Source organism: Micromonospora sp. MP36 (genome assembly GCF_008119785.1).
In the GTDB taxonomy this organism is placed as follows: domain Bacteria; phylum Actinomycetota; class Actinomycetes; order Mycobacteriales; family Micromonosporaceae; genus Micromonospora.
Window position 1 is genome coordinate 38,165 of sequence record NZ_VSFA01000021.1, and the last position, 20,376, is coordinate 58,540.

The 20,376-nt window shown below is 73.0% G+C and carries 16 protein-coding genes; 10 read left to right on the forward strand and 6 right to left on the reverse strand.

Annotated features, from left to right (window positions below; all coding sequences use genetic code 11):
• Positions 1 to 314 precede the first annotated feature (314 nt).
• Genes FXF52_RS17280 through FXF52_RS17290 form a run of 3 tightly spaced genes read left to right on the forward strand, consistent with a single transcriptional unit; the run spans position 315 to position 3,840 of the window.
• Positions 315 to 1,826, forward strand: coding sequence for a sugar transferase (locus tag FXF52_RS17280; protein ID WP_148797936.1), 1,512 nt, complete (start codon positions 315 to 317; stop codon positions 1,824 to 1,826).
• A gap of 32 nt (positions 1,827 to 1,858) precedes the next feature.
• Positions 1,859 to 3,082, forward strand: coding sequence for a sensor histidine kinase (locus FXF52_RS17285; RefSeq protein ID WP_148797937.1), 1,224 nt, complete (start codon positions 1,859 to 1,861; stop codon positions 3,080 to 3,082).
• Positions 3,079 to 3,840: a LytTR family DNA-binding domain-containing protein gene (locus tag FXF52_RS17290; RefSeq protein ID WP_148797938.1), complete on the forward strand. Its 762-nt coding sequence runs from the start codon at positions 3,079 to 3,081 to the stop codon at positions 3,838 to 3,840. The genes FXF52_RS17285 and FXF52_RS17290 overlap by 4 nt, the downstream gene beginning before the upstream one ends.
• Positions 3,841 to 3,890: 50 nt before the next feature.
• Here FXF52_RS17290 and FXF52_RS17295 read toward each other — a convergent pair whose 3' ends face one another.
• The 3 genes from FXF52_RS17295 to FXF52_RS17305 all read right to left on the reverse strand — a co-directional run bounded on the left by FXF52_RS17295 (position 3,891) and on the right by FXF52_RS17305 (position 6,235).
• Positions 3,891 to 5,099, reverse strand: coding sequence for a sialidase family protein (locus FXF52_RS17295; protein WP_148797939.1), 1,209 nt, complete (start codon positions 5,097 to 5,099; stop codon positions 3,891 to 3,893).
• Positions 5,086 to 5,622, reverse strand: a complete 537-nt coding sequence (locus FXF52_RS17300) for an RNA polymerase sigma factor (protein ID WP_222870554.1) — start codon at positions 5,620 to 5,622, stop codon at positions 5,086 to 5,088. Before FXF52_RS17300 ends, FXF52_RS17295 begins: the two co-directional genes overlap by 14 nt.
• 61 nt (positions 5,623 to 5,683) lie before the next feature.
• Positions 5,684 to 6,235 carry a Uma2 family endonuclease gene (locus tag FXF52_RS17305; RefSeq protein ID WP_187413547.1) on the reverse strand — a complete coding sequence of 184 codons (552 nt, stop codon included), beginning with the start codon at positions 6,233 to 6,235 and terminating at the stop codon, positions 5,684 to 5,686.
• A gap of 182 nt (positions 6,236 to 6,417) precedes the next feature.
• Here FXF52_RS17305 and FXF52_RS17310 point away from each other — a divergent pair, with 182 nt between their 5' ends.
• Together FXF52_RS17310 and FXF52_RS17315 are read left to right on the forward strand one after the other, a co-directional pair.
• Positions 6,418 to 6,861, forward strand: a complete 444-nt coding sequence (locus FXF52_RS17310) for a hypothetical protein (RefSeq protein WP_255472055.1) — start codon at positions 6,418 to 6,420, stop codon at positions 6,859 to 6,861.
• Between the two features lie 2 nt (positions 6,862 to 6,863).
• Positions 6,864 to 8,504, forward strand: coding sequence for a cation acetate symporter (locus FXF52_RS17315; protein ID WP_148797942.1), 1,641 nt, complete (start codon positions 6,864 to 6,866; stop codon positions 8,502 to 8,504).
• An 18-nt stretch (positions 8,505 to 8,522) separates the two neighbouring features.
• Here the strand turns inward: FXF52_RS17315 and FXF52_RS43120 are convergent, their stop codons facing one another.
• Positions 8,523 to 9,362 carry a hypothetical protein gene (locus FXF52_RS43120; protein WP_255472056.1) on the reverse strand — a complete coding sequence of 280 codons (840 nt, stop codon included), beginning with the start codon at positions 9,360 to 9,362 and terminating at the stop codon, positions 8,523 to 8,525.
• Positions 9,355 to 9,855 carry a SigE family RNA polymerase sigma factor gene (locus FXF52_RS17325; RefSeq protein ID WP_148797943.1) on the reverse strand — a complete coding sequence of 167 codons (501 nt, stop codon included), beginning with the start codon at positions 9,853 to 9,855 and terminating at the stop codon, positions 9,355 to 9,357. Before FXF52_RS17325 ends, FXF52_RS43120 begins: the two co-directional genes overlap by 8 nt.
• Positions 9,856 to 10,079: 224 nt before the next feature.
• Between FXF52_RS17325 and FXF52_RS17330 the strand changes: the two genes are divergently transcribed.
• The 4 genes from FXF52_RS17330 (at position 10,080) to FXF52_RS17345 (ending at position 18,888) form a co-directional block, all read left to right on the forward strand.
• Positions 10,080 to 15,872 (forward strand): hypothetical protein, encoded by a 5,793-nt coding sequence (locus tag FXF52_RS17330; protein WP_148797944.1) that lies wholly within the window; start codon positions 10,080 to 10,082, stop codon positions 15,870 to 15,872.
• 5 nt (positions 15,873 to 15,877) lie between these two features.
• Entirely contained in the window at positions 15,878 to 16,360 is a 483-nt protein-coding gene (locus tag FXF52_RS17335) for a DUF4198 domain-containing protein (protein WP_148797945.1), read from the forward strand.
• 84 nt (positions 16,361 to 16,444) lie between these two features.
• Positions 16,445 to 17,209 carry an ABC transporter ATP-binding protein gene (locus tag FXF52_RS17340; RefSeq protein ID WP_148797946.1) on the forward strand — a complete coding sequence of 255 codons (765 nt, stop codon included), beginning with the start codon at positions 16,445 to 16,447 and terminating at the stop codon, positions 17,207 to 17,209.
• Complete coding sequence (locus tag FXF52_RS17345; RefSeq protein ID WP_148797947.1) at positions 17,194 to 18,888, forward strand: ABC transporter permease; 1,695 nt, start codon at positions 17,194 to 17,196, stop codon at positions 18,886 to 18,888. Before FXF52_RS17340 ends, FXF52_RS17345 begins: the two co-directional genes overlap by 16 nt.
• Before the next feature lie 10 nt (positions 18,889 to 18,898).
• Here the strand turns inward: FXF52_RS17345 and FXF52_RS17350 are convergent, their stop codons facing one another.
• Positions 18,899 to 19,165 (reverse strand): hypothetical protein, encoded by a 267-nt coding sequence (locus FXF52_RS17350; RefSeq protein ID WP_148797948.1) that lies wholly within the window; start codon positions 19,163 to 19,165, stop codon positions 18,899 to 18,901.
• Positions 19,166 to 19,381: 216 nt separating this feature from the next.
• Between FXF52_RS17350 and FXF52_RS17355 the strand changes: the two genes are divergently transcribed.
• On the forward strand, positions 19,382 to 20,014 hold the full coding sequence (locus tag FXF52_RS17355; protein WP_148797983.1) for a flavin reductase family protein: 633 nt from the start codon (positions 19,382 to 19,384) through the stop codon (positions 20,012 to 20,014).
• The last annotated feature ends 362 nt before the right edge of the window (positions 20,015 to 20,376 follow it).

Below are 20,376 nucleotides of genomic sequence, written 5' to 3' on the forward strand. Positions count from 1 at the left end.
CGGCGATTACAGAGAGGAATCGGCCGCGGATCGCCGAAGCTCCCACTTGCACCTCTACCGGGGCCGCCATCCATCGGTATAGTGGCTCGGTCCCCGGCTTCACAACCGATACGGAGCCGGCCAGATCCCCACGAGCACCAACGGACGGCATCTCCCCTCCGGGGGCCGTCCCGACCGGGCCCGCGTGGGAGACTGGGACGGTGGGCGACCCGGGTCCTCACGGCGAGTGAGGGCGCGCGTCATGCGGGAGGACATGGGTTGAGGTGACGACAAGCCTCCAGCGCCCGGTAACCAACACAGGCCGGAGCAAGAGCGTGCGGCACGTCGACAGCTTCGAGATCCAGCCGCCGACTCCGCCGTCGCACAACGGCGTACCCCGGTCGGCGTGGGCCCGCGCTCGTCGCCGGGTGTCCCGCTGGCACCGCCCCTACACGGCGATCCTGCTGCTGCTCGACTTCCTCGCCGTGGTGGTGGCCGACTGGATCGCCCAGGAGGCCTTCGGCCAGGCCCGGGCCGGGTTCTACAACGCCAAGGAAGACCCCACCTGGTTCTACACCGTGGCGTTCGTGCTGCTGCCGCTCGGCTGGCTGATCATCCTGTGGGGCAACCGGGCGTACGACCGGCGCCACCTCGGTCTGGGGCCGGACGAGTTCAAGCGGGTGATCCGCGGCGGCGTCGCGGTCGCCGCGACGGTCTCGTTCCTCGCCTTCGCCACCAAGACCGACCTTTCGCGATACACGGTCGGTTTCGCCCTGCTCGGCGCGTTGGTGCTGATCCTGCTGGAGCGCTTCGTCGCCCGGTTCCTGCTGCACGTCGTCCGGCGCCGGGCGGGTCAGGCAGGGCACCGGATGGTGCTGGTCGGCACGCTGCCGGAGTGCCTGGAGGTCTACACCACGGTCACCCGCAACCCCGGTGCCGGCCTGGTGCCGGTGGCCATCCACCTCACCGACGGGTACGCCGCCGCACGCGGCCTGGAGACCCCGGTGCCGGTCTACGCCGGCCGGGACGTGCTCGCCCTGGTCCGGGAGGTCGGCGGGGACACCATCGCCGTCTGCGGTTCGGCCAGCGCCGAGCCGGGGGAGTTGCGCCGCCTGGCCTGGCAGCTCGAGGGCTCCGGCGTCGACCTGGTGGTCGCGCCCCAGCTGACCGACATCGCCGGCCCCCGGGTGCACATCCGCCCGATCGAGGGCCTGCCGCTGCTGCACGTCGAGGAGCCGACCCTGTCGGGTCCGGCGCTGCTGATCAAGAACGTGATGGACCGGGTGGCCGCCGGGCTGGGCCTGGTGCTGCTGATCCCGCTCTTCCTGGCGATCGCGATCGCCATCCGGATCTCGGATCGGGGGCCGGTCTTCTTCCGGCAGCCGCGGGTCGGGCACGAGGGGCGGACCTTCCGGGTCTGGAAGTTCCGCACCATGTACACCGACGCCGAGGAGCGGCTGGCCAGCCTGGTCGACCAGAACGAAACCGACGGCATGCTGTTCAAGATCAAGCAGGACCCGCGGGTGTTCCCGGTGGGCCGCTTCCTGCGCGCCTCCTCGCTGGACGAGCTGCCCCAGCTGATCAACGTGCTCTGGGGCGAGATGTCGCTGGTCGGGCCGCGCCCGCTGCCGGCCGACGACGGTGACTTCCTCGGTGACGTCCGCCGCCGGCTGCTGGTCCGGCCGGGCATCACCGGGCTCTGGCAGGTCTCCGGTCGTTCCGACCTCTCCTGGGACGAGGCGGTCCGGCTCGACCTCTACTACGTCGACAACTGGTCGCTGGCGTACGACCTGAGCATCCTGTGGCGGACCATCGGAGTGGTGGTGGCCCGCAAGGGCGCCTACTAGCGCTCCGGGTCGCCACCGGTCAGGATCGCTGCGTGGGTGGCAACCTCTCCGCCGTCTTCGGCGTCGTCTCGCTGGTCACCGCGCTCGCCGCGGCACTCTGGGCGGTGCTGCGGCTGCGCGCCCGGCGGGGCATCGCCACCGCCACCCAGCGAGCCACCTACGAGGTGCTGCACACCGCCGGGCTGGCCGCCGAGCCGCTGCGGGCCGGCCTGAGCGCGGCGGGCGCGGCGAAGGCCGTACGCCACCTGCGGGCCCTGGTCGGCGCGGCCGGGCTGGCGCTGACGGACCGGGAAGCCCTGCTCGCCCTCGACGGGCGCGGCGCGCACCACGGCGACCAGCTGCTCGCGGCGGCCCGGCGGGCGGCGTCCGCCGGGCGGTCGACCGTGCTGCGGGAGTCGGAGCTGCGCTGCGACCTGGTGGACTGCCCGGTACGGGGCGCGGTGGTGGCGCCGCTGAGCGCGGACGGCCGGGTGGTCGGGGCGCTGGTGGCGGTCGCCGACGAGCAGCCGGCCCCGGGGCTGGTGCAGGCGACCCTGGAGACCGCGCACTGGGCCGGCGACCAGCTCGCCCTGGCCGAGCTGGACTCGTCCCGGGAGCGGCTGGCCCGGGCCGAGGTACGCGCCCTGCGCGCCCAGATCAGCCCGCACTTCATCTACAACGCGCTGACCGCGATCGGCTCGTTCGTCCGGACCGACCCCGAGCGGGCCCGGGAGCTGATCCTGGAGTTCGCCGAGTTCACCCGCTACTCGTTCCGGGCGCACGGCGAGTTCACCACGCTCGCCGAGGAGCTGCGCTCGATCGACCGGTATCTGACCATCGAGCGGGCCCGGTTCGGCGAGCGGCTCCAGGTGCGCCTCCAGATCGCCCCGGAGGTGCTGCCGGTGACCCTGCCGTTCCTCTGCCTGCAGCCGCTCGTGGAGAACGCGGTCCGGCACGGGTTGTCCCGCAAGCCGGGCACCGGCATGGTGAGCATCGAGGCCCGCGACGCGGGCGCCGAATGCCACATCACGGTGGAGGACGACGGAGTGGGGATGGATCCGACCACGCTCACCGCCGGCATCGCCGAGCTGGCCGCCGCGGGCGGCGACCCGACCGACGACCCGGGGCAGCACGTGGGCCTGTCGAACGTCGACGAGCGGCTGCGGTCGGTCTTCGGGGACCGGTTCGGCCTGGTCGTCGAGACCGGCCTGGGCTCGGGTACGAGGGTGAGCATGCGGGTGCCGAAGTTCCACCCCGGCGTACGGGCGGGTTCGTGAACGCCTCCGGTTTCCTCCGCGTGCTCGCGGTGGACGACGAGCCGCCGGCGCTGGACGAGCTGGCGTACCACCTGCGGGCCGACCCCCGGGTGGCCCAGCTGCACACGGCCGGGGACGCGACCGAGGCGCTGCGGGTGCTCCGCGACGCCGACGTCGACGTGGTCTTCCTGGACATCCGGATGCCCGGGCTGGACGGGATGGAGCTGGCCCGGGTGCTGCGGCGGTTCGCCCGGCCCCCGGCGATCGTCTTCGTCACCGCGTACGACGACGGCGCGGTCGACGCCTTCGACCTGGGCGCCACCGACTACGTGCGCAAGCCGGTACGCGCCGAGCGGCTGGCCGAGTCGCTGCGCCGGGTGATCGGCTCCCGGGTGGTGCCGTCGCACCCGGCCGCCCTGGCCCGTGCCGAGGAGGACCCGACCATCCCGATCGAGCTGGCCGGGACGACCCGGATGCTGCCCCGCTCGGCGGTGCGCTGGGTGGAGGCGCAGGGGGACTACGCCCGGCTGCACACCGCGGACGGTTCGCACCTGGTCCGGGTGTCGCTGGCCACCCTGGCCGAGCGCTGGGCGGACGCCGGTTTCGTGCGGATCCACCGGTCGTACCTGGTGCAGTTGAAGCTGATCGCGGAGCTGCGGCTGGTCAACTCCGGCTACGTGGTGGTGATCGACGGGACGGAGCTGCCGGTCAGCCGCCGGCACACCCGGGAGCTGAAGGACAAGCTGGTCCGGGCGGCGAAACAGGACTGGAACCGCTGACCGGGAACAACCGGGGCGGGACGACCCAGCGTCCCGCCCCGGGCCGGCGGTCACTCCAGGCCCGGCATCCGGGTGGCCGTCCGTCCGTCAGTGGTCAACCGGACGCCGCCGGCTCCGTAGTACAGGACCTGTCCCGGTAGCCAGCTGATCACCACACCGTCCCGGTCCATTAGGTTCTTGGTGAAGTGCCGGCCGCCGTCGCGGCTCACCCACAGGAAGCCGTTACCGTTGGCGTCCCCGTCCCCGATCAGGAGGCTGCCGTCCGCGCCCAGCACCAGGTGGCGGTCGCCGGACCAGGCGGCCGGCAGGTCCGTCTCGACCCGCTGCCAGGTCCGGCCCCCGTCGCCGGTCCGCATGATCGTGGCGAGGCTGCCGTCCGGCGCTTTTCCGCCCATCGGTGAGTACGGTTCCGCCAGCAGGTACGCCACCTGCCCGTTCTGTGCCGCCACGGACATCACCGCGCCGCCGTTCGGGGCCAGCTGGGTCTCCCAGGTCCTGCCCCGGTCGGTGCTGCGCGCCAGCACCGACGGCTGGCGCACGTCCCCCGGCCAGAAGGCGGCCCAGAGCACCCCGTCCGGGCTCACGTAGAGGCTGTTCATCGTGTCCGCCGTCGGCACCCCCGCCCGTAGCCGGTAGGCGGTGCCCGTGTCGGGGTCGACGGCCATCGGTTCGGGCAGCCCCCACCACGCCACTCCGGACGAGACCAGCTGGGCCTTCGGCGGGAAGGCGTCGACGGTGACGATGGCGCTCGCCCCGTCCCGCCAGGTCCGCCCCTCGTCGGTGGACAGGTAGGACCGCCCGTCGACGCTCACCAGGTAGGTCCGCGCGCTGAGCGGGAAGTAGCGGACGTCCGACTCGCCCCTCCCGTTCTTGATCCGGCAGGGCCCGTCGTATCGCGCCCTGCGGTACGGCGACCAGGTGCGCCCGAAGTCCCGGGTGTTGCTGAAGTTCAGCTCGCAGTTGATGTTGGTGACCCGGACGGCGACCACCGACCGGTCCTTCAGCAGGAACAGCTCGGCTCCGGCGGGCGGTGCCGGGACCGCGGTGGGAGTGGGCTGGCCGCCGCCCAGGCCCCCGGCGACCGGGGTCAGCGCCGTGCCGGCGAGTGCGGCCACGACGGCCAGCAGCAGCCCGCCGCGCTGCCGGCGCCGGGCCCGGGCGCGCAGGCGGGCAGCCGAGCGGAGCTCGTCGAGCGGCGGCTGCCGGACGGCCCGGCTAACCGTGGCGACATCGAAGCCGCGCAGTTCACGATCGGACATCGATCCTCCCGATGCTGGTGACGGTGACGTCGGGGCCGGCGTCGGCCGGGTCGACGTCGGCGAGCAGCCGGGCGAGGGCCTGCCGGCCGCGGGAGAGTCGGGACTTGACCGTGCCGGCCGTGACCCCGAGCGCCGCCGCGACCTCGTCCACCGGCAGGTCGACCAGGTAGTGCAGGGCCAACGCGTGTCGCTGCCCCTCGGGCAGGTCACGCAGCGCGGCGAGCAGCGCGAGGTGTTCGGGCGACCGGTCCGCGACCTCGGGCGGCGGCCCGATGCGGCGCAGCAACCTGTCCAGCACCCGCCGGCGCCGGTGCCGGCTGCGTACGACGTTCACCGCCACTCGGCGCAACCAGGCCTCCGGGTTGTCCAGGCCTGCGAAGCGGCGCGGCGCGACCAGCGCCCGGGTGAACGCCTCCTGGACCGCCTCCTGCGCCTCGTGCAGGTCGCCGGTCACCGCGTACAACTGCACGACCAGCCGGCGGTAGCAGGCCGCGTACAGCTCGGAGATCAGCTCGTCGGACACCGTCACCTCCCCTCTCCACCTGTTCCACTCACGGGCGGAGAGAAAGGTTCCGGAAGAGCGCTCAGAAGATGTCGGACACCGCGAACGCGAGCGGGAAGGGTGCCTCGGGGCGGTAGACGTCGGTCACTCCGACCTGGGCGGCCTCCCGGTAGCCGCCGCCGACGTGCTCCAGCACGGTCAGCGTCTGCTTCCGCGGCTCGACCAGCCAGTAGCGGGGGATGCCGGCCGCGGCGTATTCGTGGCGCTTGAGCACCAGGTCGCGGCCGGCGTTGTTCGGCGAGATCACCTCGACCACGAGGAGCACGTCGGCCGGGTCGAGCGCGGCGCCGCCCCGGTCGAGGGCGTCCTCCCGGGCCACGAAGAGATCCGGCACGAAGTACGACGAGCGTTTGGCGCTGACCCCGATGTCCTGCCCGACGAGCAGGCCGGCCGGCGCCTGCCGGTCGAGCAGCCGGCGGAGGCGGTTGGCGACCGCTCCGTGGAAGACGTCCGCGTGGGGGGACACGAGCAGGCTCCCGTCGAAGATCTCGTAGTCCTGGCCGTCCTCGGGGAGGTCCTGGAGGTCGTCCACCGTCCAGGCCTCGCCTCGGCCGGGCCGAGCTGGGCTGGTCACCGTCACACCTCCCTTCTATCCGCCCACCCTGACATCCTGGTCCGTCGTCCACAACGAACCTCCCGTCATCCACCGGGTTGTCCACAGGAGTGACGCGTTCTCCACAGGTTGTCCACAGGGCGGTGCGGCGAATGCCGTCGCGGAACCTTGACATTCCCGGTGATCAGGCGAGACTGCCGGGGATGACCGGAGCGGACGAGCGCGGCGCTCCGGGGCGGCCGGCGGCCGCTCCGGTGCCGAGCCCGCGCGCGGCCGAGCCGTCCCCGCGTACCCGGATCGTGCTGGCCGAGGTGTCCCGCTCGGCGAGCCGGGCGGACCGGACCCGCTCCGAACTGACCCAGCAGACCCGGGTCGGCGAGGCGCTCGTCCGGGGGCTGGTCCGGGCCCAGCTCGCGCTGGCCCTGCGGCTCAGCCTGCTGGTGCTGATCGGGCTGGGCGGCCTGCCCTGGCTGTTCGCCATCGCGCCCTCGGTCGGGCGGGTCAGCGTGCTCGGGGTCAACCTGCCGTGGCTGCTGCTCGGGGTGGCCGCCTTTCCGTTCCTGATCGCGGTCGGCTGGGCGTACGTGCGGCTGGCGGAACGGAACGAGCAGGACTTCACCGACCTGGTCCAGCGGCCGGAGCGCTGAGGATGGGCAACGGGTACGTCGTCCCGGCGATCGTGGCGGTCACCCTGGTCACGGTCGGGATCGGCTTCTACGGGCTGCGGCTGGCCCGGACCACCTCCGACTTCCTGGTCGCCTCCCGGGCGATCAGCCCGACCTGGAACGCCGCCGCGATCGGCGGCGAGTACCTGTCGGCGGCGAGCTTCCTGGGCGTGGCCGGCCTGATCCTCAAGTACGGCGTGGACGTGCTCTGGTATCCGGTCGGCTTCGCCGCCGGCTATCTGGCGCTGCTGCTCTTCGTGGCCGCCCCGCTGCGCCGCTCGGGGGCGTTCACCCTGCCGGACTTCTGCGAGGTGCGGCTCGGCTCGCGGCGGCTGCGCAAACTGGCCACCGTCTTCGTGATCTTCATCGGCTGGCTCTACCTGGTGCCGCAGCTCCAGGGCGCCGGGCTGACCCTGGCCACGGTCGCCGGCTCGCCGTACCCGGTGGGTGCGCTGCTGGTCGCCGTGGTGGTCACCGCGAACGTGGCGCTGGGCGGGATGCGCGCGATCACCTTCGTCCAGGCGTTCCAGTACTGGTTGAAGCTGACCGCGCTGGCCGTACCCGCGATCTTCCTGGCCCTGCAGTGGCAGGCCGACGCCCGCCCGGCGGTGACCCCGCCCGACGGGCCGGCGTTCCGCGCGGCGACCACCGTCGTGGTCGAGCACCGCGCGACCCTCACCTTCCCCGACGGCGACGTCCGGGAGGTACGCCCCGGCGACCGCCTCGACTTCGCGGCCGGCGACCCGGTGCCGGAGGTCTCCGGTACGGCCACCGACGCCGCCGACTGGCTGCTGCCGGACACCGCCGGGGACGACGACCGGGGGCTGTTCGGGACGTACTCGCTGATCCTGGCCACCTTCCTCGGCACCATGGGGCTGCCCCACGTGCTGGTCCGCTTCTACACCAACCCGGACGGCGCGGCCGCCCGCCGGACCACCCTGGTGGTGCTCGCCCTGGTCGGCGTCTTCTATCTGCTGCCCACCATCTACGGCGTGCTGGGCCGGATCTACACCCCGCAACTGCTGGTCACCGGCCAGACCGACGCGGTGGTGGTGCTGCTGCCCGGGGCGGCGCTCGGCGACGGCACGGCCGGCCAGCTGCTCGCCGCGCTGGTCGCCGCCGGGGCGTTCGCCGCGTTCCTCTCCACCTCGTCCGGGCTGCTCACCAGCGTGGCCGGGGTGATCTCCACCGACGTGCTGGGCCGCGGCTCGGTACGCGGCTTCCGGCTGGCCACGGTGCTGGCCGGCGGGGTGCCGGCGGTGCTCGCGCTCAACCTGTCCGGGCTGGACGTCTCCCAGGTGGTCGGGCTGGCCTTCGCGGTGGCCGCGTCGAGCTTCTGCCCGTTGCTGGTGCTGGGCATCTGGTGGCGCGGGCTGACCGACCTGGGCGCCGCCGCCGGGGTGCTGGTCGGCGGCGGCGCCGCGATGGGCGCGGTGCTGCTCACCGTGCTGGGGCCGCCGCTGACCGGCTGGCCGGCCACGTTGACCACCCAGCCGGCCGCGTGGACCGTGCCGCTGGCGTTCACGGTGATGGTGGCGGTGTCGGTGGCCACCCGGCGCCGCCTGCCCCCCGACGTCGGCACCACCATGCTCCGCCTGCACGCCCCGGAGGCGCTACGCCTCTGAGCGCCTCCGGGGCGATGGTCAGCAGGCGTCGGTGCCGACGCAGAGCCGGTCCGCCGCCAACTTCGCGAAGTGGCGGGCCTCGGCCGGAGCGGCCTGGTGGTCGAGCCGGAGCTGCGCCACCAGGTCGCCCTGCCGGACGAAGAGCCAGCGGCTCGGGATCCCCTCGATCTCGCCGCCCACCAGCACCGAGTCGGCACCGCCCAGCCCTTCCGCCATGATCGACAGAGAGTCGCCCGACCGGGCCGGTACGCAGTCCGCGGCGATCCGCCGGACCCGCTGCATGGCGGTGGCGGCACCGGTCCCGGAGTGCCGGGTGACCCGTTCGACCAGCCAGTCGGTGGGTGAATCGAACTGCACGAACCGGGTGGCCACCACGCCGACCGCCAACGACGGCAGTCGGTTCTCGCAGTAGCTGGTCGCCGATTCGAGCGTCCAGTCCCCGGCGCCCTTGCCCGGCGACATCGTGAAGCCGCGCGGCAGGTCCGCGATTTGCAGCGTGGCCCCGGCGGGGATGGTGCGGCTGGGCGGCCAGCTGGACGGCCCCCCGGCGGACGGCGGGCTCGACGGCGTGCCGCGGGTGGGGGCCGGGCCGGCGGAGGGCGTCGGGTCCGTGGTGGGGCTGGGCGCCGGGGTGGTCGGGACACCGGTCGCCGGCGGCAGGGGCGGCGCGGCGTCCGGGCGGCCGGCCAGAGCCGCGGCCCCCGAGGCGACCACGGCGACGGCGACAGCTGCGGCGAGACCGGCGGCGATCCGGGTCCGGCGAGTCCGCTGCCGCCCACGTCGGCGCACCTGCTCGACCGGCGCCCAGGTCAGGTGCTCGGTGTCCCGGTAGAGGTCCGAGAAGAGCGGCTCAGGCATTGCTGACCTCCTCGGGAAGGGTGATGTCCAGCAGGGCGGCGAGCGCTTTGCGGCCACGGGCGAGGCGGGCCTTCACGGTGCCGCTCGGTGTGTCGGTCTGCGCAGCGATCTCGGCGACCGACAGGTCGGCCAGATGATGCAGGACGACGACCTGTCGCTGCTCCGCAGGCAGCCGCCGCAGCGCCGTGACCAGCGCGACGGTGTTCTCCGACGGCGGCCCGACGGCGGGTTGTGGACCATGTCGGCGGTAGGCGGCCAGGCCATTTCGGATCTTGCGCCAGCGGTTGACGAGGAGGCGGTAGCCGACCATCCGGACCCACGCCTCCGGGTCGTCGTAGCCGCTGATCCGGGACCAGCGCTGCCAGGCCCGCACGTACGCCTCCTGGGCGGCATCCTGGGCTTCGGTCAGGTCGCCACTGAGTGCGTAGAGCACCGTGACGACGCGCTGTCTGGTGGTTCGGTAGAACTCCTCGAACCCGTCGTTCGCATCCAATGTCCCTCCCCCGTGGCGGTCCTTGCGTCTGACACCCACGACGGGGGCGACCGGTTGCATCCGGTCGGTCACACCATGTGGCTCGGTCGTCGGTCCGCCGCCCGTACCAGGCTTCCTGGCCCAGCGTGACGGGAATGTCCGAAACCCGATTTATCGTTGGACATCTATCGATGCCTTGGGAGGCTGGTTGTCCGCATTCATCGCCATCCGGGGGAGGCGTCGTCATGCGCAGCCGCGCACGGTTCGGCCGTACGTTCCTGACCACCGCCGCTACCTTGGCCATGTTGGCCGGCCAACTCGCCGTACCGGATCCGGTCCGGGCCGCGCCCACTCGGGCGGCACCGGATCCCGGCGCGGCAAGCGCGAAACCCGATCCGACGACACCGGACGGCACGGCCCCGAACGCGCAGGCGCGTACGGCGATCATGCCGCAGCTCGACCAGGTGCCGCCGGTGAACCCGGCACCCGGCTCGGTGCAGGTCGACCGGGGGCCGTCCGCCGCGCTGACCCCGATCGCCCCGCTACCCGCGGTGGATCCGGCCGCCGGCACGGTCGCCATCGACCGGGCCCCGGTCGTGCCGAACCCGCCGGTCCGGCCCGCGCCACTCACCCTGCCACTGCATCCCGCCCAGGAACTGGTCGACGCCACCGCGGCGGACGCCATCACCACGCTCGACCGGGCCGGCCGGCTCCACCCGGACCGCACCCCGGACCTGGACGCCCGCAAGCTCCAGCCCCAGGTCTCCTCGGCGCAGTTCGTCGACCCGGCGCAGCCGGTCACCCTGGAGGCGCTGATCGCGGCCCTCGCCAGCGGGAACATCCCGCCGCCGCTGCCGGTCGACCCGCTGGCGCTGCTCGAGCAGTTGCCCGACGGCATTCCGCGCATCACCTACCGGATCTGCTCGGAGTCGGCCACCAAGACGGTGTCCTGCTCGCTCACCCTGCCGCTCGCCGTACCCGCGATCGTGGACGTGACCGGTGACGGCACCCCGGATGTGCTGGCCGACCTGCTACCGGTGGCGCTGCCCGGCGACGTGGTCGCCGCGGTGCGCCAGCTCCTCGAGGTGCAGTCCGCCCTCACCGTCGCCCAGGACCGCCTCGCCGTCGTCCTGGAACTGCTCAAGGATCCGCTCCAGGTCATCCTCCATCCCGAACTGCTGCTCGAACGGCTGCGGTTGGAGGACCTGATCGCGGACCTCCAGAGGCAGCTGGCGGACAAGCTCGAGGCCCTGCTCGACCTGATCAACGTCGGCGTCGCCCTGCTGGCGCTCCGACTGCCCACCAGCGAACTGGCCGGCCAGCCGCTGCCGGCGCACGTCTGGGCCGTCTACGACATCCCCGGCCACCACCGGCTCTCGGTCGGCTTCGACGGGCTGCGGCGCGGCACCACCCTGCCGACCGGCACGCTGGGGCTGTTCACGTTCAACCCGGTGACCCTGCTGCGCGGCGTGTACGACATCCAGGCCCGGCTGCTCCAGGGCGGTGCCGGCGACGCGCTCGCGGTGACCGCCGGGCTGGCCTCGGTGACCGACGACAGCGCGGGCAACCCGTACCAGCCGACGGTGGCGAGTGCTCGGTTCTCCCCCGTACCGTCGATCTTCTCGGCGCGGGCCCAGATCGATCCGGGCAGCGACACCACCGACCAGCACGTGCTGGTGGACTCGACCAGCGACAAGGCCACCCAACTGGACGTCCAGGTGCTCAGCAACCGCGACGGCGTCGACGAGTTCACCCAGCTCGTCGTCGACGAGCTGCCCACCAGCGTGTCCGTCGAGCTGACCCGGCCACCGGGCGGGAAGGCCACCCTCGCCTACCGGGCGTCCGCCAGCATCGACCGGGTGCTCTTCGCCGACTTCGGCTACCAACCCGCGGGCCTGGTCAACGCGGTCCAGGCCACCGCCGAGGCGATCCCCACCTCGTTCGACGCGGCGTTGGCGAACACCGACACCGGGGTCGATCTCGACTACACCGCGAGCAGCCAGCTCGCCGCCCTGGACGTCGCGGTGTACGACAAGGCCGGCGGGCTGGTCGGCCGCGGCTCGCTGCGCCGGCTGCCCACCGAGGTAACCCTCACCGCCGACACCGGCGCCAGCCACGTGGCGTTCAACGGCGCCCAGCCGCTCGGCTCCGGCACCGTGGCCATCTCGCGCAACCTCGGCGCGTTCGCGCCGTACGACAGCGACCACGCGACACTGGTCACCGACGGCGCCGCGCTCGGCGTCTCCGCCCGGGTCACCGGCATGAAGCAGGTCGACGCCTACTACGACGGGCATCCCCGGCTGACCACCACGTTCGATCCGGGCGGGCAGCCCTTCGTCGCCGCAGGCGACCTGGACGGGCTGCACAAGGCCCGGCTGGAACTCTCCAACCTGCCGGCCACCGCGACGCTGGACGTGGACACCGCGGCGCGTACGGTCGCGTACCAGACCAGCTCGGTGATCCACCGGGTGTTCGCCGCGTACACCAACACCTCCGCCGGGCCGACCCTGTTCGCCACCGTCACCGAACTGCCCGAGCGGATCAACCTCTCCTACGACCTCGGTGACCGGCCCAGGCTGCGGTACGAGGCGACCAGCCGGGTGCAGAAGGTGGAGGTGTTCGCCAGCCCGGCACACGTGGAGACGTTGCGCCCGCAGCAGGACCACTACCTGTCGGCGGCCGCGGCCGGGTTGGCCACCACCATGGACTTCCTCCTGGACCTGCCGGCCCGGCACCTCGACGGCACCCAGTCCGACCCGCTGACCAGCCTGGCGGCGGTGGTCCGGTTGCCGTCCGGTGGCCGGGACTGGACGGCGATGGCCGACCTGACCGGCGTGCCGGCCCGGTTCGACGCCGACTTCGCCGAGGGCACCTACCGGTTCCGGGGCCTGTCCGGGCCGCTCGGCGGGGCCCGGCTCGCGGTCACCAACCACGCCGGCCAGACCGCCCCGACCGGGCTGCACCTGGCCGTGCACTACCGGCAGGTCACCGGCGACCTGGACGGCAGCGTGTCGGTACGCAACCTGTCCTGGGTGGAGTACGCCCGGGACGGCGGCGGACAGACCTTCCGGCTGGACACCGACACCGGCGGCGACCCGGTGTTCGTGGACGCGGACGTGCTGCTCGCCGCGAACGGCGTGGACGACACGCAGCTCGCCGCGGTGGCCCGGGTCGACGGCCTGCCGAACACCATCCGGTCCACCTTCGCCGACGGCCGGCTCAGCTACACCGCGACCGGTCACCTCGGGCTGACCATCGGGGTACGGGTGGGCAAGGTGGCCGCGCTGGCGGGGCTGGGCGCACCACTGTTCGACAACGGGGTGGCCCTGGTCGGCAACGGCTGCGACACCGGCAACGGCTGCGCCAAGGACGAGAGCGTCTTCTGCACGGTGTTCGGCCGGTGCCTCGGGCTCGTCGGCACGGTCCGGCTACCCGGACTGCCAAGCAACCTGGCCGTGGACACCCGGGCGCGGACGGTGGTGTTCACCGGCTACCGGCCGCCGGCCGCGCCGTTGCAGGCGTACCTGCGCCTGGCCGGGCTGGTCGACGCCCTGCCCGACGTGCGGGCCCTGGCCAGCCTTTCCGGGTTGCCGGCCGAGCTGGACATGACGGTCGGCCCGGTCGACGTCACCGGCGGCTCAATCGACTTCCGGTACGCCGCTTCGGCGCCGCTGGGCAGCCTGCGCTTCGACGCCGACGTGACCACCACCAACCAGACCTTCCCGGTGGTACGCGGCCGGGCCACCATCGGCCGGCTGCCGGCCACGATGCACATCAACGGCACGGTCGGTGACCGGACCACGGTAGCGGTCCGCAACTCCGCCGCGGTGGACTCGGTCGGGCTCACCGTGACCAACGCCAGCACGGGTTACCTGACCGCCTCGGTGACCGGGGTGCCGGCCACCGTGGACGCGCTGGTCGACCTGCCGGCCCGGCACGCCGAGACCACCATGTCGGCGCCGATCTCGGCGATCTCGTTCCTGGCCCACGTGCCGTACGGGGGCCGGACCTGGTCGGCGTTCGCCGACGTCCGCGGCGTGCCGGCCCGGTTCGACGCGGACTGGGGCAACGGCACGTACGCCTTCCGGGCCGCCGAGGGCAGCTCGCTGGGCAGCGCGGCGTTCGCGGTGACCAACCATGCCGGCGCCCTGGCACCCACCGGGTCGCACCTGGCCACCCACTACGACGAGGTCAACGGCAACCTCGACGGCAGCGCGTCGATCACCGGGCTGCGGGACGCCGAGTTCGGCCACTCCGCTTCGTCGGTCACCGCCAGCTACCACGCGCAACGGCAGACCATCGCGCTGGACGGCGACGTACGGCTGGCCGCGGGCGGCGCGCAGGACGTCCGGCTGGGGGCCCTCGGCCGGCTCGGTCCGATTCCGGGCACCGTCACCTTCAGCTCGAACGGCGGGGTGATCAACTACACCGCCGACGCGACGCTGGACGTGGAGACGCAGTTCTGGCTCGGCAAGGTGGCCGCGCTGGACGGGCTCGGGGCGCCGCGCTACGCCAACGGTGCCTCGGTGGTGGACCGGGCCTGCGCCGTCGGGCCGGGCTGCGCCAACCAGGGCCCGTTCTGCGTGGACGGGAAGTGCTTCGGGTTGACCGGGATCATCAACGTCTCGGGGCTGCCCACCCGGGTGACCGTCGACCCGACCACCCGGAGCTACTCGTTCGCCGGCTACCAACCCCGGTCGAACAAGTTGACCCTGTACGTCGACGACTCGGTCTTCGTACCGTCGCCGCCGGCCCGGATCAGGGCCGAGGCGACCCTGACCGACCTGCCGTCCGGGATCAACTTCACCCTCGGCCCGATCGCCCTCACCGACACGCTCAGCATCAAGTACGACTCGGACGTCGCCTCGGCCGGCATCCTGGACGTGCACGCCCAGGCCGACCAGGTGCCGATCTTCGACTCGACCCGGGCGCTGGCCCACCTGGACCCGATCCCCGGTGGCCTGGCGGTGAGCGGCAAGGTCGGCTCGCCCACCTCGGTGCGGGTCAAGAACTCGACGGTCATCGACAACCTGTCCATCAAGGCCACGGGCACCTTCCGCAACGAACCGGCCACCGGCCAGGTGCGGCTGCGCGACGTGCCCACCGACATGACATTCAGCGCCCGCGGATTCGGCAACGCCGAGGGAGACAACCTGCCCACGGTGGACTACATGGCGAACGACGGGCGGGACACCCTCGACATCGACGTCGAGGTCGAGGCGAATCTGGTGAAGAAGACCGACGACTTCGAGGCCGGGCCCGACGATCTCGAACTGCACATCACCAACCTCGGCCACCGGACCACCGTGGAACTCGCGCCGGAGACCCAGGTCGTCACCATCACCTCCGTACCGCAGACCGACGAACTGCAGATGGTCGGCAACCTGCACCTCCTGGTGCCGAGGAAGGACATGGACCTGGAGTTCTTCAACTGCTTCGGCCTGGTCCGCGGGTTGTTCGCCGGACACGCCGAGGTGCGGGAGAGCTGGATCAGCGACATCACCTTCACCCTCACCGACATCCAGGCGGCGACGCTGCGGCCCGGTAACGTCCGCACCGACCTGCCGTTCGGGCTGCCCCGCGAGCTGGGCTACCTGTTCCTGGCCTTCGACGGCACGTTCGGTCAGGCGACCATGTCGATGGCCGGCGTCCACCTCGACCTCGACATCGACCTGCTGCTCCGCATCGACAAGATCGTCGGACCGGACTTCTTCAAGCAGGACCTCAAGCTGGTCGGGTTGTACGACGGCGTCTACTACCATCGCTACGATCTGCAACAGCCCAGCAAGGTGACGGTCGAGGTCAGCACCTGGGGTATCCCGCTGGCCGAGATCGTCCTGGCGATCTGGCCCGGCCTGGCGGAAAAGTCCCGCAACGGGGTGACTGTGCCCGGTGGCCGGCCGAGCGTGGTGACCATGCTCGACCCGGGAGACGACGTGGACGACTACATCTTCGACCTGCTGGCGTACGCCGCCTGGCCGTTCGACGGCGAGCACGCGCCCAAGCAGGAGAACACCGGCGACGGCGGCGCGTGCTGACCGGCATGCCGACCACGGGACGCCGGCGCGGCACCGGGCTGCTGGCCCTGGTGCTCGCCGGCGGCCTCGTCGGTCCGCTGGGTGGCTGCGCCGAGGGCTGCGCCGACACCGTGCTCCAGGTGTCGCCGGTCGAGGTCGATGACGTGGCCGCCCCGCTCACGGTCAGCGCGCGGCTGACCCGGGACGGCAGGCCGGTCGCCGGGGTCACCGTCAAGCTGGCGGTGATGGTGGTGGGCCCAAACAACGCACACAGCGAGGCAATGTTCTACGCCACCACCGACGCCGACGGCCGGGCGAGCGTGACCCAGCGGGGCGGCGCGGCCCGGCTGTCGCCCATCAACCACCAGGTGACCACGTACAGCGCCTACTTCCAGCCGATGAACAAGATCAACGGGGAGCACCTCTGCTGGTCGAGCGTGTCGGCGCCGATCACCTGCCGCACCGCGGCCGGCACCGGCCCGTGCCCGGTCAAGACGCCGCCGACCTGAGCTCACCGCGTACGGCTGGGGGATGACGCGGAATCATCCTCCGGCCGGAGCGGCGGCTCGCCCCCGCCGGATACGGTCGGATTCATGAGCGATCAGCACCCCGCGTTGTCCCTTCGTGGCCTGGCCAAGCGGTTCGACACCAAGGTCGCGGTCGCGGGGGTCGACCTGGACGTGCCGGCCGGCTCGTTCTACGGGCTGCTCGGCCCGAACGGGGCCGGCAAGACCACCACCCTGTCCATGGCCGTCGGCCTGCTGCGGCCCGACGCCGGCCAGGCCCGGGTGCTCGGGTACGACGTCTGGGCCGACCCGGTGCGCGCCAAGGGGCTGCTCGGCGTGATGCCCGACGGGGTACGCCTCTTCGACCGGCTCAGCGGCGCCGAGCTGCTGGCGTACCACGGTCTGCTGCGCGGTATGGACCCGGCGGTGGTCGACCAGCGGGCGGCGGAGTTGCTAGACGTGCTGGCGCTCAACGACGCCGGCCGCACCCTGGTGGTCGACTACTCGGCGGGCATGAAGAAGAAGATCGGCCTGGCCTGCGCGCTGCTGCACGGCCCCCGGCTGCTGGTGCTGGACGAGCCGTTCGAGGCGGTCGACCCGGTCTCCGCGGCGCTGATCCGGGACATCCTGCACCGGTACGTGACCGGCGGCGGCACGGTGGTCTTCTCCAGCCACGTCATGGAGACCGTCGAGCGGCTCTGCTCGCACGTGGCGATCCTCGCCGACGGGCGGATCAAGCGCGTCGGCACGCTCGACCAGGTACGCGGTGACCGGTCTCTGGAGGAGGTCTTCGTGGCGGTGGTCGGCGGCCGGACCGCGACCGGCGAGGAGCTGTCGTGGCTGTCCCGGTGACCGCACCCGCCGAGCCGGTCCGGAAGGTCTCCGCCCGGCACTTCGTCCGGCTCAAGCTGCGGGTGCTGGGCAACAACTTCCGCGGCCAGGGTTGGCGGATCGCGCTCTTCGTGGTGGGCCTTCTGTTCGGCCTGTGGTTCGCCGTCGGTGGCTTCTTCCTCCTGGCCGCGCCCGGCCTGGCCGGCGAGCCCCGGTACGCGCTCATGATCGCGGCCTTCGGCGGCGGGCTGCTGATGCTCGGCTGGCTGCTGCTGCCGCTGGCCTTCTTCGGCGTAGACGAGACCCTGGACCCGGCCCGGTTCGCGCTGCTCCCGCTCTCCCGGCGGGCCCTGGTCACCGGCCTGTTCGCGGCCGCGCTGGTCAGCGTCCCGGTGCTGGCGACGCTGATCGCGGTGGCCGGGCTGGTGGTCACCGCCGGCGCGCTGGGCGGCTGGCTGGCCGCCCTGGTCGGGCTGGTCGGCGTGCTCGCTGGCCTGCTGCTCTGCGTGGCCGCCGCCCGCGCGGTGACCAGCGCGTTCGCCACCATGCTGCGTTCCCGCCGGGTACGCGACCTGGCCGCCGTCCTGCTCGCGGTGCTGGCGGCCCTGCTCGGGCCGCTGCAGATCGCGGTGCTCGCCGCCGTCCGCCGGGCCGACTGGGACCAGCTGACCGGCGCGGCCCGGATCGTCGGCTGGACGCCGTTCGGGGCGCCGTGGACCGCCGGGATCGACGTGGCCGAGGGACGGGCCTGGGCCGCCGGGTTGAAGCTGCTGATCACCGCGCTGGCCGTCGGCGCGCTGCTGCTCTGGTGGTCCCGCTCGCTGGAGTCCGCGATGGTGGGCGCGGTGAGCGCCGGGCCGTCCCGGGACCGGCGCGGCGCACTCGGCGGGGCCGTCGCCCAACTCTTCCCGCGGGCGGTCGGCTGGAGCCGGCGGGACCGCTTCGGCGCACTGGTCGCCCGGGAGTGCCGCTACTGGTGGCGGGACGCCCGGCGGCGGGCCAACCTGATCACCATCGCGGTGGTCGGCATCTTCGTGCCGGTGATGGTCAACGTGGGCGGCGCCCGGCTCGCCGTGGAGGGCGGCGAGGCGTTCGGCGAGGTGACCGCGAACTCGTCGCCGGTGCTGGTCAGCCTCTCGCTGGTCTTCGTCGGCGTGCTCGCGTCGGTAACCGTGGCCAACCAGTTCGGCTTCGACGGCAGCGCGTACGCGGCCAACGTGGTGGCTGGCGTGCCGGGGCGGCTGGAGCTGCGCGCCCGGATGACCGCGTTCGCGATCTACGTGGTGCCGCTGCTCGTGGCGGTCGCGGTCATCCTCGCCGCGCTGCTACGGCACCCCGGTTGGCTGGGCGTGATGGCCGGCGCGCTGTTCGCCGCGTACGGCAGCGGGCTCGCGATCAACGGATTCGTCTCGGTGCTGGGCGCGTACGCACTGCCGGAGACGAGCAACCCGTTCGCCATGAACACCGGTGCCGGGGTGGCGAAGAGCCTCCTCACCCTGCTGTCCATGATCGCCTCGGCGGCCGCGGCGGTGCCGATGGTGGTGGCCGCGGCGCTGCTCGGCGACCTCTGGCTCTGGCTGGCCCTGCCCGTCGGCCTGGCCTACGGGGTGGGTGCCGCGCTGCTCGGCTCCTACCTGGCCGGGGACGTGCTGGACCGCCGCCAACCGGAGTTGCTGGCGGCGGTCACGCCCCGCCGCTGACCCCGCCGCGTCACTGGGCGGGCGGGGTGCGGCGCAGGACGGCGCAGAGGGTGTGGTTGCTGGTGACCGGGGCGATGCTGACCAGCTCCCAGCCGTACGCCGACAGGTGCTCGACCGCCTCCATGAGCTGGGTGAGCCCGCTCGCCAGGAAAGCCGGGCGCGCGATCAGAGCGAGGTGCCGGTACGGGTAGGCCCGCAGGTCGACCTCGCCCCGGAGGACCGCGTCGGCGCCGACCGTACGGGTCTTGGCGAGCTGCTGCGGCGTCACGAACGACATGCCCCGCACGATAGGCGGGGTGGGCCACCTCCGCCTCCCCAAGATCGCGCTTTATCGAGGATGTAGTGGTCTCGCTCGCCGATCGAGGCCACTGGTTCCTGGATTGAGCGTGACCTTGGGGCCGTCAGTCCGGACGGCCGGTGGGGAGAGCGGCGATCAGGGCGCCAGGCGTGGGGGGTGAACCGGACGGCGCCGCTGGTCTACCTGGGCGGGCTGATGGTCGAGGCCGGCGAGCAGCTCGCCCGGTTGAACGGTCACGACCGCCCGGCCGACCTGCACGACCGCTTCCTCGGCTGGGCCCGGGCCCGGGGCGGCACAATGTTTCACGTGAATCCTGAGCCGGGTGCCGAGATCCACCACACCGACCCGTTCGCGACGCCGGGCGGGCAGCGTTCCCCGGCACGCCGGTTGCGGGGTCGGCTGGCCGCCCCGGTCACCCTCTGGACGGCGCCCGGGCCGGCCGGGCTGACCGTCTCGTCCACCCTGGTCGCCGAGGGTGAACCGGACCGGCTGCTCGGGCTGATCGACCCGGAGTCGGACCTGTGGGCCGCCGTCGAGGCGGCAGGGCGGTTCGCAGTCGCGCCGCTGGGCCCGCCGCACCGGCAGCTCGCCGACCGCTTCGCCGGCCTCTTCCCGTCCCCCGGCGGACTCTTCGCCATCGGTTCCTGGCTCGACACCCCGTACGGGCCAGTGCCGGCGGACGCGGGCGGGTGGGCCGGCTGCCAGCTCGACACCGCCCGGGAGTACGGCTGGGGCCTGCTGGTCGAGGCCACCATCGAGACGGTCGAGCTGGCCGAGGAGACCTCGCCGCTGCTCCACTACCGGGGCCGCTACCACGAGCTGGGCTGACCGGCTGCCGGCTCGGCGACCCGGCGGTATCCGACGCCCGGGACACCGCCACCTCGGCGATCTGGCAGGTGCCCGGAGGCCGGCCCCGGATCGGCGACCTGGCGCGGTCCAGAGGTCGGGGACGCCGCAGGATCGGCGACGTGGCGGGGTCCGGGCGCCGGGAGACCGCCGGATCGCCGAGGTGGAGTTGATCGAGGCGGGGCCAGGAGTCGATCTAGCGGCACGATGAGGCGACAGCCGGTGAGCGGAGTGACCTGGGTCACTCGGCGCAGGGGGGCGACCGTTCGGCGCAGCGGGTGACCGGCGTCGATCTGGGCCTTCCCGGGCTGGGAGCGTGCTCTCTACCGTGCGCGAAACTCCCC